A 16,430-nucleotide genomic window follows, 5' to 3' on the forward strand; every position below is an offset into this window, starting at 1 on the left:
TTGTCAGCGACGTACCAGCTTTGCCAAAAACAGCAACAGGCTGGCACCGATGAAGGACGTTACGAAATAACCGAGCCTGCTGTCCTGGACGAAAACGTCGAAGGTTCTCAGTACCGCAACCGCGACGACCGAACCGACGATGCCAAGAACGATGTTCATGAAAACGCCGAAGCGCATGTCCATGAGCTTGCCCGCAAGCCAGCCGGCCAGACCGCCGATGATGATTGCTGCAATCCAGCCTACACTTTCCATTCCCACGCTCCCTGAAAGAACCGGCCCCTTGAGCGGCCTGCATCGAGACATATGGGACACCCGGCAAGGTTAGACAATGCCGGGTATCACGGAGCACTTATGCGTTCAGCACACGCCCATAGGCGTCGAGCACGCTTTCCTTCATCGACTCCGAAATCGTCGGATGCGGGAAGATCGTGTGCATCAGGTCTTCTTCAGTGGTCTCGAGGTTCATCGCAACAACGAAGCCCTGAATGAGTTCGGTGACTTCCGCACCAACCATGTGCGCGCCGAGCAACTCACCCGTCTTCTTGTCGAAGATGGTCTTGACCATGCCCTGATCTTCGCCGAGCGCCACGGCCTTGCCGTTTGCTGCAAAGGAGAAGCGGCCGACGCGGATGTCGCGGCCCTGTTCCTTCGCCTTGGCTTCGGTGAGACCAACCGAGGCGACCTGCGGGTTGCAATAGGTGCAGCCGGGAATCTTGAGCTTGTCCATGGGGTGGACATTCGGCAGACCGGCGATCTTTTCGACGCAGATGACGGCCTCATGTTCGGCCTTGTGGGCAAGCAGCGGCGGGCCGGCAACGTCGCCGATGGCATAGATACCAGGTACGTTGGTCTTGCCGTAACCGTCGATGACGATGAAACCGCGATCCGTCTTCACGCCCGCTGCCTCGAGGCCGATACCTTCGATATTGGCGACGACGCCGACGGCCGAAATCATGCGGTCAGCGGTGATCTTCTCGGAAGAACCGTCCTTCTTCTCGAGCGTCGCGGTGATGGAGTTCGCACCCTTCTCCACCTTGGAAACCTTGGTTTCAAGGTGGATTTTCATGCCCTGCTTTTCGAGCTGCTTCTTGGCGAAGGTGGAAATTTCCGCATCCTCGACCGGCATGACCTGGCTCATGATCTCGACGACGGTAACGTCTACGCCCATGGTGCGGTAGAAGCTGGCGAACTCGATGCCGATCGCGCCCGAGCCCATGACGAGCAGCGACTTTGGCAGTTCTTCCGGCTTCATCGCCTCGAAATAGGTCCAGATCAACTTGCCATCCGGCTCGATGCCGGGAAGCGCGCGCGGACGGGCGCCTGTCGCGACGATGATGTGCTTGGCAGTGTAAGTGCCCTCGCCCAGCGTGTTCTTCGGCACGGGACCCTGCGGCTGAACCACCGGCTTGGTGGACTTGCCGACGACGATTTCGCCCGGCTTGGTGATTTTTGCTTCACCCCAGATGATATCGACCTTGTTCTTCTTGAACAGGAAACCGACGCCGTTGTTCATGCGCGCGGCGATGCCACGCGAGCGCGCCACGATTGCCTTCACATCAGGCTTGATCGAGCCTTCCAGCGTCAGGCCGTAATCCTTGGCGTGGGTGGCGGTGTGCATGACATCGGCGGTGCGCAGCAGCGCCTTGGTGGGAATGCAGCCCCAGTTGGAGCAGATGCCGGCAAGGTGTTCGCGCTCGACCACGGCAACCTTCATGCCGAGCTGGGCTGCACGGATCGCGGCAATATAACCGCCCGGTCCCGAACCGATGATGATGACGTCATAAGATTGAGCCATAGGTGTCCTGCCTTGTCTTATCGGGTCACGGCATGCCGTTCCGAAACGAGAATTGTTGTCAAAGTCCGAGCATCATGCGGACGACGGGCTCCAGCCCGCGGCCGATGGCCCTCGTGTTTTCAGCATCGAGATGAACGCCGTCCACCGGCGTCGTGCGCGCAACCGACCCGGCGTCGAAAAATCCGCAATCGAGATCGTCGGCAAGGTCCCGGTAAACGGAAGCCAGCATGGCCGATTCATCGATCGCATCGCGATAGATCGCCCCCATCACGGGGTTTGCCGTTTCGCAAAGCTGCGGCGGCGCGACGATCAGAACATCCGGCGCTTCCCAGTCAGCCACTTGCCAGACGTGATTGCGCGTGAGTTTCACCAATCGCTCGATACCCTTCATGGCGACAATCGCCGATCCGTGAATCGACGGTTTCATGTCGTTGGTGCCGAGCATGATGATGACGAGATCAAGCGGCGCATGGCTGTGCAGCAGCGTCGGCAGAAGCCTTGCGCCATTGCGGTCGCAATCGGCCGTCAGATCGTCATAGGCGGTGGTACGGCCGCCCAGCCCTTCGTGGATCACATGCACGTCGGGACCGAGCGCCTTTTGCAAGACGCTCGGCCAAAGATCGTCATGGCTGTGACGGCCACCCGTTTCCGCATTTGATCCCCAGGTCAGGGAATCGCCAAAGCAGAGGACCGATTTCACCATGTCACGCTCCGATCAAACCAGCATGCCCATCGGGTTCTCGATGTAGCGCTTGAAGGCGCCGATCAGCTCGGCTCCGAGCGCGCCATCGACGCAGCGGTGGTCGGTGGAAAGCGTGACCGTCATAACGTTGGCGATCTTGATCTCGCCATTCTTCACGACAGCGCGTTCTTCACCCGCGCCGACCGCCAGAATGGTGGCATGCGGCGGGTTGATGACGGCGGAGAAGCTCTTGACGCCCATCATGCCCATGTTGGACACGGCGGTCGTGCCGCCCTGATATTCCTCAGGCTTCAGCTTGCGCTCCTTGGCGCGCTTGCCGTAGTCCTTCATCTCGTTGGAGATGGTGGAGAGCGACTTCTCTTCCGCCTTGCGGATGATCGGCGTGATCAGGCCACCCGGAATGGAAACGGCAACGCCGACATCCGAATGCTTGTGCTTGACCATGGCGCTTTCCGTCCAGGAGACGTTGGCATCAGGCACATCGCGCAAGGCAAGAGCCAGCGCCTTGATGACCATGTCGTTGACCGACAGCTTGTAGGCGGGCTTGCCATCCTTTTCGGGGGCAGCAGCATTGAGCTGGGCGCGCAACGCCAGAAGCGTATCGAGTTCGCAATCCACCGAAACGTAGAAATGCGGAACCGTCTGCTTGGATTCGACCAGACGCTTGGCGATGACCTTGCGCATGCCGTCATGCGGCACAAGCTCGTAGGAGCCCTGTTCGAACAGCTTGAGAACGGCTTCGTCCGACTGGCCCTTGGCGAGAGCCGGAGCCGCTGCGCCTGCGGATGCAGCAGCAGCTGGTGCGGCCTTCGCACCACCGGAAGCGGCGGCCTTTTCCACGTCGGTCTTGACGATACGGCCATGCGGGCCGGAACCGGAAACGGCCGAGAGGTCGAGACCGGCTTCCTTGGCGAGACGGCGGGCAAGCGGCGAAGCGAAGATGCGCTCGCCGGACTTTGCGACCGGAGCCGGTGTGGACGATGCGGCAGCCTGATCAGCCACGGGCTTTTCAGCCTTGGCCGGGGCAGATTCTTCCTTCGGCGCTTCGGCCTTTGCAGCTTCCTGCTTCGGAGCCTCGGCCTTGGCGGGAGCGGCAGCGCCGCCCTTTGCCGCCTCGGCAACATCCTCGCCATCGGCGGCGAGGATGGCGATCAGGGCGTTGACCTTGACCGCTTCAGTGCCTGCCGGAACAACGAGCTTGGCAACCGTGCCTTCGTCAACGGCTTCCACTTCCATGGTCGCCTTGTCGGTCTCGATCTCGGCGATCACGTCACCGGGTGCGACCTTGTCGCCTTCCTTGACCAGCCACTTGGCCAGATTGCCCTCTTCCATCGTCGGAGAAAGGGCAGGCATGGTGATGTTTATCGGCATCGAAACGCCTCCCCTTACTTGTAGCAGACGGTTTTGACGGCCTGAACGACTTCATCGACGTTCGGCAGAGCCAGCTTTTCGAGGTTTGCCGCGTAAGGCATCGGAACATCCTTGCCGGCGATCGTCAGGATCGGCGCATCGAGATAATCGAAAGCGGCGCGCATGACCTGGTTAGCGATGAAGTCACCGACCGATGACTGCGGGAAACCTTCCTCGACCGTGACCAGACGACCGGTCTTCTTGACCGATTCGATGACGGTGGGCAGGTCCATCGGGCGGATGGTGCGCAGATCGATCAGTTCGACGTCGATGCCAAGCTTTTCGAGTTCCGCAACCGCCTTGATCGCGTAGGTCATGCCGATACCGAAGGAAACGATGGTCGCATCCTTGCCCTTGCGGTGAATGCGTGCCTTGCCGATCGGCAGCACGAAATCATCGAGCTTCGGCACTTCGAAGCTCTGGCCGTAGAGAATTTCATTTTCCAGGAAAATGACCGGGTTCGGATCGCGGATGGCGGCCTTGAGCAGACCCTTGGCGTCGGCAGCCGTATAGGGCATGACGACCTTGAGGCCCGGAATATGGCTGTACCATGCGGCGTAACATTGCGAATGCTGGGCGCCGACGCGGGCAGCCGCACCGGACGGACCACGGAACACCATCGGAGCGCCCATCTGGCCACCCGACATGTAAAGCGTCTTTGCCGCCGAGTTGACGATCTGGTCGATCGCCTGCATGGCGAAGTTGAAGGTCATGAATTCGACGATGGGGCGCAGGCCCGTCATCGCAGCGCCGACGCCGATACCGGCAAAACCGTGCTCGGTGATCGGGGTATCGATGACGCGACGCTCACCGAATTCCTGCAACAGGCCCTGGGTGATCTTGTAAGCGCCCTGATATTCGGCGACCTCCTCACCCATGACGAAGACTTTTTCGTCGGCGCGCATTTCCTCGGCCATGGCGTCGCGCAGCGCTTCACGCACCGTCGTCATCACCATTTCCGTGCCTGCCGGAATGTCCGGATCGGCTGCGACTTCGATCTTGGGTGCTGCTGGAACCTTGGCCGCCTCCTTGGCAGCGCTCGGCTCCTCGGTCGCTTCGCGGGTCTTGCCGCCGGCCGCATCCGAATCGGAATTTGCAGCTTCAGCCTTCGGCTCTTCCTTCTTGGCGGAAGAAGAAATGTCGTCGGCGCTTTCGCCGTCCTGAAGAAGCACGGCAATAGCCGTGTTGACCTTGACGCCTTCGGTGCCGGCATCGATCAGCAGCTTGCCGATAACGCCCTCATCAACGGCTTCCACTTCCATGGTCGCCTTGTCGGTCTCGATCTCGGCGATCACGTCGCCGGAGGTGACCTTGTCGCCTTCCTTTTTAAGCCATTTGGAAAGCGTGCCTTCCTCCATGGTCGGGGAAAGGGCGGGCATAAGAATTTCTACTGGCATGGGTTTCCCTTTCCCGATCAGAGCAGAATGTCGGTGTAGAGCTCGGATACATCCGGCTCTGGGTCGTTCTGGGCGAAGTCGGCGCTGTCGGCGACGATATCACGGACATCCTTGTCGATGGCCTTGAGTTCGTCTTCGCTTGCCCAGCCCTGCTCCAGAAGCCGTGCCTTGACCTGCTCGATCGGGTCATGTTCGGAGCGCATCTTCTGCACTTCGTCTTTCGAACGGTATTTCGCCGGGTCGGACATGGAGTGACCACGGTAACGGTAGGTCAGCATTTCCAGAATGATCGGACCCTTGCCGGAGCGGCAATGTTCCAGCGCCTGATCGGCGGCGGCCTTGACGGCGCGCACATCCATGCCATCCACCTGGATGCCGGGAATGCCGAAGGACTGGCCGCGCAGCGAATAGTTCGACTGGGCGGTGGCGCGGGCGGTCGAGGTGCCCATCGCATAACGGTTGTTTTCGACGATATAGATGATCGGCAGTTTCCAGAGAGCGGCCATGTTGAAGCTCTCGTAAACCTGGCCCTGGTTGGCGGCGCCGTCACCGAAATAGGTCACGGAGACATTGTCGTTGCCGCGATAGCGGTTGGCGAAAGCGAGACCGGTTCCGAGTGAAACCTGCGCCCCGACGATGCCGTGGCCGCCGTAGAAATGTTTCTCCTTGGAGAACATGTGCATCGAGCCGCCCTTGCCTTTCGACAGGCCGCCCTTGCGGCCGGTCAACTCGGCCATGACACCACGCGCGCTCATGCCAAGCGCCAGCATGTGGCCGTGGTCGCGGTAAGCGGTGATAACCTGATCGCCTTCCTTCTGCGACATCTGCATGCCGACGACGACAGCTTCCTGACCGATGTAGAGGTGACAGAAACCACCGATGAAGCCCATGCCATAGAGCTGGCCGGCCTTTTCCTCGAAACGGCGGATAAGCAGCATTTCACGATAAGCGTGAAGCTCTTCTTCCTTCGAGAAGTCCGGGCTGTTCTTGCCGGTGAATTCGGTTGCTGCCTTTGCCGTGGTCTTGCGGCCGGATACGGTCGCTGGTTTTCGCGGCGCCATTCATCCCTCCCTGAGTTGCCGTTTGAATGGATAGAGTGGCGCGTACCATATGCAAGAAAATGCCATGCAGCAATGCTTTAAACGCATGGCACATATTCACGCTAAGATGCTGTGAATAAATCAGAAATGTTAAATTAACTTGATTTAGGTTAATTAGAAATATGTGTTCATGATGACGATTTCGTCCGTGCGGGACATATTCAGCTGGTAACGGGAAATCTCGTCGATCATGTCGCGCTCCAGCGAGCCGTCGCTCAGCAATTCCACCTGCCGCTCCAGCGCAACACGGGCCTGCGTCAGCTTTGCAAGCTCCGCAGTACGGGTGATACGCTGCCGCTCCAGCCGCTCCGTTGCCTGAAGGCCGAAGTCGCCATGGATGGAATGATAGCCGAAATAGGAAAGAAAAGCGATCGTGATGGCCGGAACGATCAAACGGCCGAATCGTCTCTTTTTATGATGTCTGGTCCACATGCCGCAGAGAAGCCTTAAAACGCGTAACCTTTGAGTCTCGAGATTAAGGCTGATTGTTTAACTATCCGTTGACCTTAAATTGTCTTTGGCGAATAGGCGCAAAAAAGCCCGCCGGAGGGCGGGCTAAGAATGGCAGCGACGTCAAAAGAACCCTCGTCATGCCGGACTTGATCCGGCATCCAGCCACAGCGCGTCTGCGCTGTGGGGAGAGTCTTTCGCGATCAAGGACTTGATCGCGCTGGACCCCGGATCAAGTCCGGGGTGACGGAATGCGGATGCTACCGCTCGCCCCTGAATGAGCCCGCCAAGGCGGCGGGCCGCATCACAACCAATACTGCCGGAATTAACCGCGCAGGATCGAACGGCCGGCGTAAGCCGCCTGCGGACCCAGCATTTCCTCGATGCGGATAAGCTGGTTGTACTTTGCGAGCCGGTCCGAACGGGCAAGCGAGCCGGTCTTGATCTGACCGCAGTTGGTGGCGACCGCGAGATCGGCGATGGTGGAATCTTCCGTTTCGCCCGAACGGTGCGACATGACCGCGGTATAGCCGGCCTTGTGCGCCGTTTCGACCGCATCCAGCGTCTCGGAAAGCGAACCGATCTGGTTGACCTTGACGAGGATGGAGTTGGCCACACCCATCTTGATGCCGTCGCGAAGGCGTGCGGAATTGGTGACGAAGAGATCGTCGCCGACGAGCTGGCACTTGTTGCCAACGAGATCGGTCAGCGTCTTCCAGCCTTCCCAGTCGTCTTCAGCCATGCCGTCTTCGATGGAAATGATCGGATATTTGGCAACGAGTTCAGCCAGATATTCAGCCATTGCGCCTGGCTCGAGCGTGCGGCGTTCGCCTTCAAGAACGTATTTTCCGTCCTTGAAGAATTCGGTCGATGCACAGTCGAGACCGACGAACATGTCGTCGCCCGGGCGGTAACCGGCCTTTTCGATCGACTTCATGATGAAATCGAGCGCGGCGGGCGCGCTTTCGAGACCCGGAGCGAAACCACCCTCGTCGCCGACATTGGTATTGTGGCCCTGCGCCGCCAGTTCTTTCTTCAGCGTATGGAAGACTTCCGAACCCATGCGCACGGCTTCGCGGATGTTTTCTGCGCCGACCGGCAGGATCATGAATTCCTGGAAGTCGATCGGGTTGTCGGCATGCGCGCCGCCATTGATGATGTTCATCATCGGAACCGGCAGCAGATGTGCGTTGGGGCCGCCGACATAACGGTAAAGCGGCAGGCCGGAGGCTTCAGCGGCAGCCTTGGCAACGGCGAGCGAAACGCCGAGGATGGCGTTGGCGCCGATGCGCGACTTGTTCGGCGTGCCGTCGAGCGCGATCATCGTCTGGTCGATCTGGATCTGGTTTTCGGCATCGAAACCGCCGATGGCGTCGAAGATTTCGGTATTGACGGCTTCAACCGCCTTTTCCACGCCCTTGCCGAGATAACGCTTGCCGCCATCACGCAGCTCAACCGCCTCATGCGCGCCGGTGGAGGCGCCGGACGGAACGGCAGCGCGGCCCATGGAGCCGTCTTCGAGATAAACGTCGACTTCAACGGTCGGATTGCCGCGGCTGTCGAGGATTTCGCGCGCGATGATATCGGTAATGGCAGTCATGGTCTCTCCCTTGGGAATGGAACAGATATTTTCCGTCGCCTGTCTTAGACGATGGCGAAGAAATTACAATGACGGCGGACGGCGGAAACGGCCCGCCCGCCATTAAAATCGATTGGCTCAAACGGCGCTCACCGCAGCGGCCAGCCCTCAGCCTTTCGTGATGGCGTCGAAAGCCAGAAGCTTTTCGAGCAGTTTCGGCATGTCCTTCAGGTGAACCATGTTGGGGCCGTCGGACGGTGCATTGTCCGGGTCCTCATGGGTCTCGATGAAGAGGCCAGCCACGCCCACCGCAACGGCCGCCCGCGCCAAAGTCTCGACGAATTCGCGCTGGCCGCCCGTGGAGCCGCCCTGCCCGCCCGGCTGCTGCACCGAATGGGTCGCGTCAAACACGACCGGCGCGCCAAGCGATGCCATGATCGGCAGCGAGCGCATGTCGGAAACCAGCGTGTTGTATCCGAAGGAAGCGCCGCGCTCGCACAGAAGCACATTCGGATTGCCGCTCTCATTGAGCTTGGCAAGTACGTTCTTCATATCCCAGGGCGCCAGGAACTGGCCCTTCTTGACGTTGATGACACGGCCGGTCCTGGCGGCGGCGACGAGAAGATCGGTCTGGCGGCTGAGAAAGGCCGGGATCTGCAGCACGTCCACCACTTCGGACACGATGGCGCATTGCTCTTCGGTGTGAATGTCGGTCAGGACCGGAAAGCCGAATTCCTTCTTGAGATCGGCGAAAACCTGTATCGCGCTGTCAAGGCCGATGCCGCGTTTGCCGGAAAGCGAGGTGCGGTTCGCCTTATCGAAAGAGGATTTGTAGACAAGCCCTATTCCCAGCTTGTCGCAAAGCTCCTTCAGGACACCGGCGATCATGAAGGCATGTTCCCGGCTTTCCATCTGGCAGGGGCCGGCAATCAGCGAAAACCGTTCGGCATTGGAGAAGGAAACCTTGCTGGCGCCATCGCCGGCTGTGACTTTGAGATTGTTCGTAACGCTCATCATTTTTCCTCGAAGGCGAATGTTACGCCCTGACCGGGTGCTGCAGGCACCACCAGGCGGCCGCCCGCTTTTGCGCAGGACACGCCATTAGCAGCAAGCACCGCTTCTGTCACGGCAAGATCGTGTGACAGAAAGACGATGCCCGCGCCGCGCAATCCGCCGTCGCTCCAATCCGAAGCACTCACGGCATGCCCGCCGAAAGCCGGTTTCCCGGTCAATCTGATGCGCGCATTGCCGGTCACGAAAACCATATCACCATCCGGAGATATCGTGCCTTCACAGCCAAACACCGTTTCGATCAGGCGCGCCGCCTTTGCATCGCCGCCGGAAAACAGGACTATTTCGCTGAGGCCAGAGACCCCGTTGGCATGACGCTCCAGCGCAGTGCGGTCGCCCGGCAGGGCCTGTAGCCGCTGGCAACTGAACAAAAAGAAATCCTCAGCCGATCCGCTCGCCGCAAAAGCAAGCCGAAACGCCGCCTCACCCTGCGAACCGTCCGGCATCCGGAGAGGCCGCGAAAACTCGAAGACATCGCCTGCCGAGAGGCCGGAGATCGCAAACCTGTCATGATCGCCAAAGGCATCATCGGTTCGGGCCACGAGCGCCGAAAAACCCTCCTGTCTATCACGCTGCCGGAAGGCCTGATCCCTGCCGGTGAACACATCCCCCTTCTCCACCGAGGCATTATATTTAGCCGGATTAGCAATCGCGAGCGGTTCCAGATAGGTTCCGTCAGCGAAAAAAACACAGGCGTTCAGCGTGCCGAAGGGATGAAGAGCCTCCGGTGCAACCGTGAAACCGAGAGCGCCAAGGCGCTTTTCAGCGATTCCGAGAGCCTGCACGGGCAGAACGAGATGATCGACGCTTGCGGGTTTCGTCATTATTTTTTTCCTGCTGGCGGCGTGGCCAGTCCCAGGCTGCAACGGTTCGGACCGAAGAAAAGCACAAATGCAGGCAATGAGGCAAATCATCAAAACAACAGATAGCTGCTTCACGAAATTTTAGGGGATTGCAGAACACATATGGAACATATAGTGTTCGTTCTGTATTTGTTTCGCGACTTCCACTACGATTCTCAAGGGTGTTTTCCTCATGCTCACGCGCAAACAGCAGGAATTGCTTCTCTTCATTCATGAACGAATGAAAGAGTCCGGCGTGCCGCCCTCCTTCGATGAAATGAAGGACGCACTCGATCTTGCCTCGAAATCCGGCATCCACCGGCTGATCACCGCCCTCGAAGAGCGCGGATTTATTCGCCGGCTACCCAATAGGGCGAGGGCGCTGGAAGTCATCAAGCTGCCTGAGGCCTACACGCCCGGAGCAAGGCCGCAGCGCGGCTTTTCGCCGAGCGTCATCGAAGGCAGTCTCGGCAAACCGAAGGCGCCGGAACCGGCCCCTGCCCCAAGGCGCCTGCCAATGATTTCGGCGGCGCTGTCACCGTGCCGGTCATGGGCCGCATCGCCGCCGGCGTGCCGATTTCCGCCATCCAGAACAACACCCATGATGTTGCCGTGCCGGTGGACATGCTGGGCACCGGCGAACATTACGCGCTTGAGGTCAAGGGCGATTCGATGATCGAGGCAGGCATTTTCGACGGCGATACCGTCATCATCCGCAACGGCAACACCGCCAATCCGGGCGATATCGTCGTGGCGCTGGTGGATGACGAGGAAGCAACGCTGAAGCGCTTCCGCCGCAAGGGCGCATCCATCGCGCTGGAGGCAGCAAACCCAGCCTATGAAACCCGCATCTTCGGACCGGACCGGGTTAAGATTCAGGGCAAGCTAGTTGGGCTGATCCGCCGCTATCATTGATCATAAGGGACCGGACATGGTTCAGTTTTCAGCAGGCGTCATCGGAAGGTGACGTCCGTTGCATAAGTGTGAAGGCTGGTCCGGAGCAGGCCATGATTTTGCGGTAGGAAGCGATACTCTGCGACCTTCAGGATCGACGCCTTTTGGAAACTGATCCAATTTTCATACCGATATTTCCGTCTATATAGCGAAGCGATGCATGTGCAGTTGACCGCGATCAGCGCCGGAACTTCTGCCAACGTTTTTGCAAGATTGAATTTTCGCCATCGCGTCACGTGATGAATTTCCGCCGTCTCCAAGCGGTGATATTGACGGGGTGCTGCCGTCCATGCCCGCGCCTTGCCATTCATCAATACGGCTTATGGGAGCCATGGATTATTTTCGATATTCCGTGGACGTAAGGCAGGTGTAGAAATGCGCGTCATGTCCGGGAGATACGCCATGTACGATCTTTATATAGCCAACAAGAACTATTCTTCCTGGTCGTTGCGACCGTGGGTGTTGATGCGCACGCTTGGTATCGCCTTCGATGAAAAACTGGTTCCGTTCGGTGAAGGCGTGTCCTTTGCCTCGTTTTCACCAACCGGCAAGGTTCCCTGCCTCGTCGATGAAGGCTTCACGGTATGGGAAACGCTTTCGATTGGGGAATATCTTGCCGAAAGACATCAGGGCGTCTGGGCAAGCGACAAGCAGGCAAGAGCCTGGTCGCGCTCGGCGGCCAGTGAGATGCATGCGGGCTTCTCCTCGCTGCGTAATCTCTATCCCATGTCGGTCGGCATAAGGGTAAAGCCGAAAGGTGGCGATGCCGGACTTGCGGCCGATATCAAACGCATCGATGCGCTCTGGAGCGAAGGCCTTGCGAAATTTGGCGGACCATATCTTGCCGGCGCGAAATTCACGGTGGTCGACGCCTTCTTCTGCCCAGTCGCATTCCGGTTCCAGACCTACGGCGCGGATCTTTCGCCCGCAGCGAAGAGCTATTACGAAAGGCTGCTCGCCCTGCCCGCCATGCGTGAGTGGTATGAGGCCGGTTTGAAAGAGACCTGGCGCGACACGGCGCATGAAGAGGAAATCGGCGAGATAGGCCAATTGACCGAGGATCTGCGCGCCAAGGCCTGATGAACCAAGCTGGCGGCTCATTCTGACGTCGCCAGCAGCCTGTTGACGGCGTCCGGCACCTCGTGATCAAAACGGCCGCTTTTCCAGTCGTAATAACGATGTTCGCTCCACGGCCTGTCCGTTCCGGAGATTGCGGCGCGCAGCCGCCCCACCACCCCTGCCTGGTCCATATTGGCAAAGTCTATTTCCACCGAGCCGATACGTCGCAGTATGTTGCGATTGAGCAGGAGAGCGCCGGAACGGCACTGTGAGAAAGAGGTTCTGCGGGAAACAACAACGATATCGGCGATATCGCAGGCCGTTCCGGCAAAGCGGCCGTCTTCCAGAACGATGATCCACTCGCCGCTGCCGGCGCGCGCTGCGCACCATACGCCTTTCCTGCAGGTAAAAACGCCAGTCTCGGCATCTCTCAGTGCAGCGGTCATCTCCCTTGTCACCGCCGCGATCTCTTTAGGCGTCAGCTTCGTTTTGGGGCCCGAGACGGCATTGCTCACGGTTGCCTCCGCCGCCAGAATCACCGGTGGCACGGGTTTTTCCGGCAGCAGCAGCGCTCTCTGCCACTGGCCATAAACAAAGTCCGGTGGCCGCGCTTTGGTCGTGAAGACCTTGCCATCCTCCACCATCGCCACCAGCTCGCCGTCCTCGTGCACCAGAAGATCCGGTGGATCGCGGGAGGCTGTTGCCGCTGACAGGCCGAAAGCGAAAAGCAGAACCGGGATACCGAGAAGTGCCAGCCGGCTGCGCAACAAAGTCAGCAACAGGAAACCCACCGAGGCAATACCGATGAACCAGCCATGCGGGCGACCCGTCGCCGCGCTGCCGCCCCACGACGCCACCTCATTGGCAACCTCGATGACGAGAGCCATGCCATACCCCATTATCTTCAGGAACGGCGCATCGAGCCCGAAGGGCATCAGCAGCATGGCGAGAAGGCCGAATGGCATGACGATCAAAGACATGAGCGGCATGGCGGCCAGATTGGCGAAAAGTCCATAGGTGGTGACACGGTGAAAATGTTCAGCCGAATAGATCGCCGTCGAAAGGCCGCCGATAAGGGACGTTGTGACAACACCGCCGATGACCGCGCCCACCGTTCCCGCCACCTTCATCCATGCCGGTTTTCGCCCAATGAACAGCCGGTCGCGATCAATGCGCCAGCGGCTCCAGAAGGCATAGGCGGAAACAAGCGCAATGGTGGCCGCAAATGACATCTGGAAGCTCGGCCCATGATTTCCGATGGCGAAAAGATAAGAATGACCAGAGCGGAAAGAGCAACATTTCTGAGGCTGAGTGACGGTTGGTCGAACAGAACCGCGATCAGCATCACCGACATCATCAGCCAGGCGCGTTCGGCCGAGACGGCAAAGCCGGAAATGAGATAATAGGCGAGCGTCATCAGCAATGCTGCGAAGGCCGCGATCTTCTTGACGGGCCAGCGCTGCGCAAAGGCCGGAAACAGGCTGAAAGCCAGTCTCAGGCCAACGAAGAAAATGCCAGACGCCAGCGCCATGTTAAGCCCCGATATCGCAACGATATGGGCAAGGCCGGAGAGCCGCAGCGCCTCCATCGTCTCCGCCGATATTGCCTGTCTCTCATCGGTGACGATGGAGGCGGCGAAGGCGCCGGCATCACCGCCGATGGTTAAGCGTATGCGCTCGGCAATCGCGCTGCGAAGTCCGTAAAGCCACATATCGGCCCGTTCGAGCCAGCCAGTTTCGGCCTTGATGTCACCCGTGAGTGACGGAAGCGTTTGCGGCGGTTTATAGAAGAAACCGGTCGCACCTACTCCTTTGAAATAGGAGGCGAAGGCGAAGTCGTTCAGTCCCGGCAAGGCCGGGCCGGATGGCGGCGAAAGGCGCACCTTGCCGCGAATGGTGGCGCCAAGTGCCGCCGGTTGCCCGCCGCCGCGTGAAAGCACCGAAATCGTCTGTGGCGGACGTGACAATGTCGGCGCTTCCGTCGCCGTCAGCCGAACCACATATCGCCAGTAGCCGCGCGCATCGACCTCCCGGCGCGCAACCGTACCGGTGATGGTGGTGGTGACGGGCGTGTCCAGCACCACCGTTCCCGCCCACCGGGTTTCAAAATCCGCCAGAAGCATGCCGAGCAAAACAAAAGCGAAAAGGCTGCAGGCCACCGACATGAAGCCGGTGGTATATCTGACGATGAGCGCCAGGCCTGCGACAAGCACAAAAGCGAAAGCCAGAACCAGCGACGACGGCGCGGCATCGAGAGAAAACCACAGGACAGCGCCACAGCCGATAAAGACGGGAATGAAAAGAAAATCGTGGCCGAAAGCGCGCTCTTCAGCCACCCATGCGGCTATTTTTTCCGTGACGGTATGTTTGAGATTTCGGGCAGGAACGATGGCGGGCGTATCGTATATCGTGGCATCGCTTGTCCGGCGAAGAGGAAACAGAATATCGCGCGTGCCGGGCAAGCTGCCCTGCAACGTTTCGGCATATCCGAAATGCTGTTTTTCCCCTTGACCAAGCAATCTGCGCCGCCCCTTGCCGCACTGGAAACAGGTTTGCAGGCAGGCGCGAGGGATTGCAATCCTTTCCTTTAACGGTGCGTTGACCGAGATTGAATTGCTATCGCCGGGAAAGCCCGGAGCAACCCGATTGCGTTTGCCGCAATGCACAATTTGACCTTCGGATAGCTTGGCATCTGCGCAAGGATCATATAGCTAATCGGTAGACGCTTAACCGCGGGGCGTGTCTCAACGCCCCACCCGCATGTTTTCGGAGGATCAGTATGACGGAAAAAAGCGCTACAGTGACACTTGGCGAAAAACAGGTCGAACTCCCGGTCAGGGAAGGCACGATTGGACCAAGCGTCGTCGATATCGCCACGCTGTACAAGCACACGGGCTCTTTCACTTATGACCCGGGTTTCACGTCGACGGCCTCCTGCGAATCCAAGATCACCTATATCGATGGTGACGAGGGTGTTCTCCTGCATCGTGGCTTCCCCATCGAGCAGCTCGCCGAACAGGGCGACTTCCTGGAAACCTGCTATCTGCTGCTTTACGGCGAATTGCCGACGGCTGCACAGAAGAAGGACTTCGACACCCGCGTTACGCGCCACACCATGGTGCATGAGCAGATGAGCCGCTTCTTCACCGGCTACCGTCGCGACGCGCATCCGATGGCCGTCATGTGCGGCACGGTCGGCGCTCTCTCGGCCTTCTATCACGACTCGACCGACATTACCGATCCGCACCAGCGCATGGTCGCTTCCCTGCGCATGATCGCGAAAATGCCGACGATCGCCGCCATGGCCTACAAGTACCATATTGGCCAGCCCTTCGTTTACCCGAAGAACGATCTCGATTACGCCTCCAACTTCCTGCACATGTGCTTTGCCGTGCCTTGCGAGGAATACAAGGTCGATCCGGTTCTGGCCCGCGCCATGGACCGCATCTTCATCCTGCATGCCGATCACGAGCAGAATGCGTCCACCTCCACGGTGCGTCTTGCAGGTTCGTCGGGTGCGAACCCCTTCGCCTGTATTGCAGCGGGCATCGCCTGCCTTTGGGGTCCCGCACATGGCGGCGCCAACGAAGCGGCGCTCAACATGCTCAACGAAATCGGCACGGTTGATCGTATTCCCGAATACATCGCCCGCGCCAAGGACAAGAACGATCCGTTCCGCCTGATGGGCTTTGGCCACCGCGTCTACAAGAACTACGACCCGCGCGCCAAGATCATGCAGAAGACGATGTACGAAGTGCTGGAAGCCACCGGCAACTCCGACGATCCGATCATGCAGGTCGCGCTGGAACTGGAAAAGATCGCCCTTTCCGATCCTTATTTCGTCGAAAAGAAGCTTTACCCGAACGTCGACTTCTATTCGGGCATCACGCTGAAGGCGCTCGGCTTCCCCACGACCATGTTCACCGTGCTGTTTGCACTTGCACGCACCGTCGGCTGGATCGCGCAGTGGAACGAAATGATCGAAGACCCGCAGCAGCGCATCGGTCGTCCGCGTCAGCTCTACACGGGCGCCGGCAAGCGCGATTACGTTCCGGTTTCCAAGCGTTAAGC

At 59.2% G+C, this 16,430-nt stretch carries 13 protein-coding genes and 2 pseudogenes; 3 read left to right on the forward strand and 12 right to left on the reverse strand.

What is annotated here, in order from left to right:
• Nucleotides 1-3: 3 nt before the first annotated feature.
• From G3A56_RS03910 to G3A56_RS28735, 11 genes are all read right to left on the reverse strand, one after another.
• Nucleotides 4-252 (reverse strand): GlsB/YeaQ/YmgE family stress response membrane protein, encoded by a 249-nt coding sequence (locus G3A56_RS03910; protein ID WP_082184200.1) that lies wholly within the window; start codon nt 250-252, stop codon nt 4-6.
• 97 nt (nt 253-349) lie between these two features.
• Nucleotides 350-1,795 carry a dihydrolipoyl dehydrogenase gene (lpdA, locus tag G3A56_RS03915; RefSeq protein ID WP_003502607.1) on the reverse strand — a complete coding sequence of 482 codons (1,446 nt, stop codon included), beginning with the start codon at nt 1,793-1,795 and terminating at the stop codon, nt 350-352.
• A 58-nt stretch (nt 1,796-1,853) separates the two neighbouring features.
• The gene (locus G3A56_RS03920; protein WP_035217458.1) at nt 1,854-2,498 is read right to left on the reverse strand and encodes an SGNH/GDSL hydrolase family protein; all 645 of its coding nucleotides are present in this window, start codon (nt 2,496-2,498) and stop codon (nt 1,854-1,856) included.
• A gap of 12 nt (nt 2,499-2,510) precedes the next feature.
• A complete protein-coding gene (locus tag G3A56_RS03925) occupies nt 2,511-3,869 on the reverse strand; it encodes a pyruvate dehydrogenase complex dihydrolipoamide acetyltransferase (protein WP_082184199.1) in 1,359 nt (452 codons plus the stop codon).
• A 14-nt stretch (nt 3,870-3,883) separates the two neighbouring features.
• The gene (locus G3A56_RS03930) at nt 3,884-5,305 is read right to left on the reverse strand and encodes a pyruvate dehydrogenase complex E1 component subunit beta (RefSeq protein ID WP_035217464.1); all 1,422 of its coding nucleotides are present in this window, start codon (nt 5,303-5,305) and stop codon (nt 3,884-3,886) included.
• Nucleotides 5,306-5,322: 17 nt separating this feature from the next.
• Nucleotides 5,323-6,366: a pyruvate dehydrogenase (acetyl-transferring) E1 component subunit alpha gene (gene pdhA, locus G3A56_RS03935; RefSeq protein ID WP_035262411.1), complete on the reverse strand. Its 1,044-nt coding sequence runs from the start codon at nt 6,364-6,366 to the stop codon at nt 5,323-5,325.
• Nucleotides 6,367-6,519: 153 nt separating this feature from the next.
• Nucleotides 6,520-6,837 (reverse strand): FtsB family cell division protein, encoded by a 318-nt coding sequence (locus G3A56_RS03940; RefSeq protein WP_004441601.1) that lies wholly within the window; start codon nt 6,835-6,837, stop codon nt 6,520-6,522.
• Nucleotides 6,838-7,180: 343 nt separating this feature from the next.
• The gene (gene eno / locus G3A56_RS03945) at nt 7,181-8,455 is read right to left on the reverse strand and encodes a phosphopyruvate hydratase (protein ID WP_082184198.1); all 1,275 of its coding nucleotides are present in this window, start codon (nt 8,453-8,455) and stop codon (nt 7,181-7,183) included.
• A 147-nt stretch (nt 8,456-8,602) separates the two neighbouring features.
• Nucleotides 8,603-9,448: a 3-deoxy-8-phosphooctulonate synthase gene (gene kdsA / locus G3A56_RS03950; protein WP_082184197.1), complete on the reverse strand. Its 846-nt coding sequence runs from the start codon at nt 9,446-9,448 to the stop codon at nt 8,603-8,605.
• Entirely contained in the window at nt 9,448-10,329 is an 882-nt protein-coding gene (locus G3A56_RS03955) for a VOC family protein (protein WP_082184196.1), read from the reverse strand. Before G3A56_RS03955 ends, kdsA begins: the two co-directional genes overlap by 1 nt.
• Entirely contained in the window at nt 10,268-10,666 is a 399-nt protein-coding gene (locus G3A56_RS28735; protein WP_246231323.1) for a hypothetical protein, read from the reverse strand. Before G3A56_RS28735 ends, G3A56_RS03955 begins: the two co-directional genes overlap by 62 nt.
• Here G3A56_RS28735 and lexA point away from each other — a divergent pair.
• Nucleotides 10,589-11,262, forward strand: a pseudogene (gene lexA, locus G3A56_RS03960) (transcriptional repressor LexA). The gene G3A56_RS28735 and the pseudogene lexA sit on opposite strands and share 78 nt — an antisense overlap.
• A gap of 441 nt (nt 11,263-11,703) precedes the next feature.
• Entirely contained in the window at nt 11,704-12,381 is a 678-nt protein-coding gene (locus G3A56_RS03965; RefSeq protein ID WP_082184194.1) for a glutathione S-transferase family protein, read from the forward strand.
• 17 nt (nt 12,382-12,398) lie between these two features.
• On the opposite strand, the pseudogene G3A56_RS03970 reads toward G3A56_RS03965, so the two are convergent.
• Nucleotides 12,399-14,833: pseudogene (locus tag G3A56_RS03970) on the reverse strand (ComEC/Rec2 family competence protein).
• A 305-nt stretch (nt 14,834-15,138) separates the two neighbouring features.
• Here G3A56_RS03970 and gltA point away from each other — a divergent pair.
• A complete protein-coding gene (gene gltA, locus G3A56_RS03975) occupies nt 15,139-16,428 on the forward strand; it encodes a citrate synthase (protein ID WP_003496202.1) in 1,290 nt (429 codons plus the stop codon).
• The last annotated feature ends 2 nt before the right edge of the window (nt 16,429-16,430 follow it).

The sequence above is a fragment of the Rhizobium oryzihabitans genome (assembly GCF_010669145.1).
GTDB lineage: Bacteria > Pseudomonadota > Alphaproteobacteria > Rhizobiales > Rhizobiaceae > Agrobacterium > Agrobacterium oryzihabitans.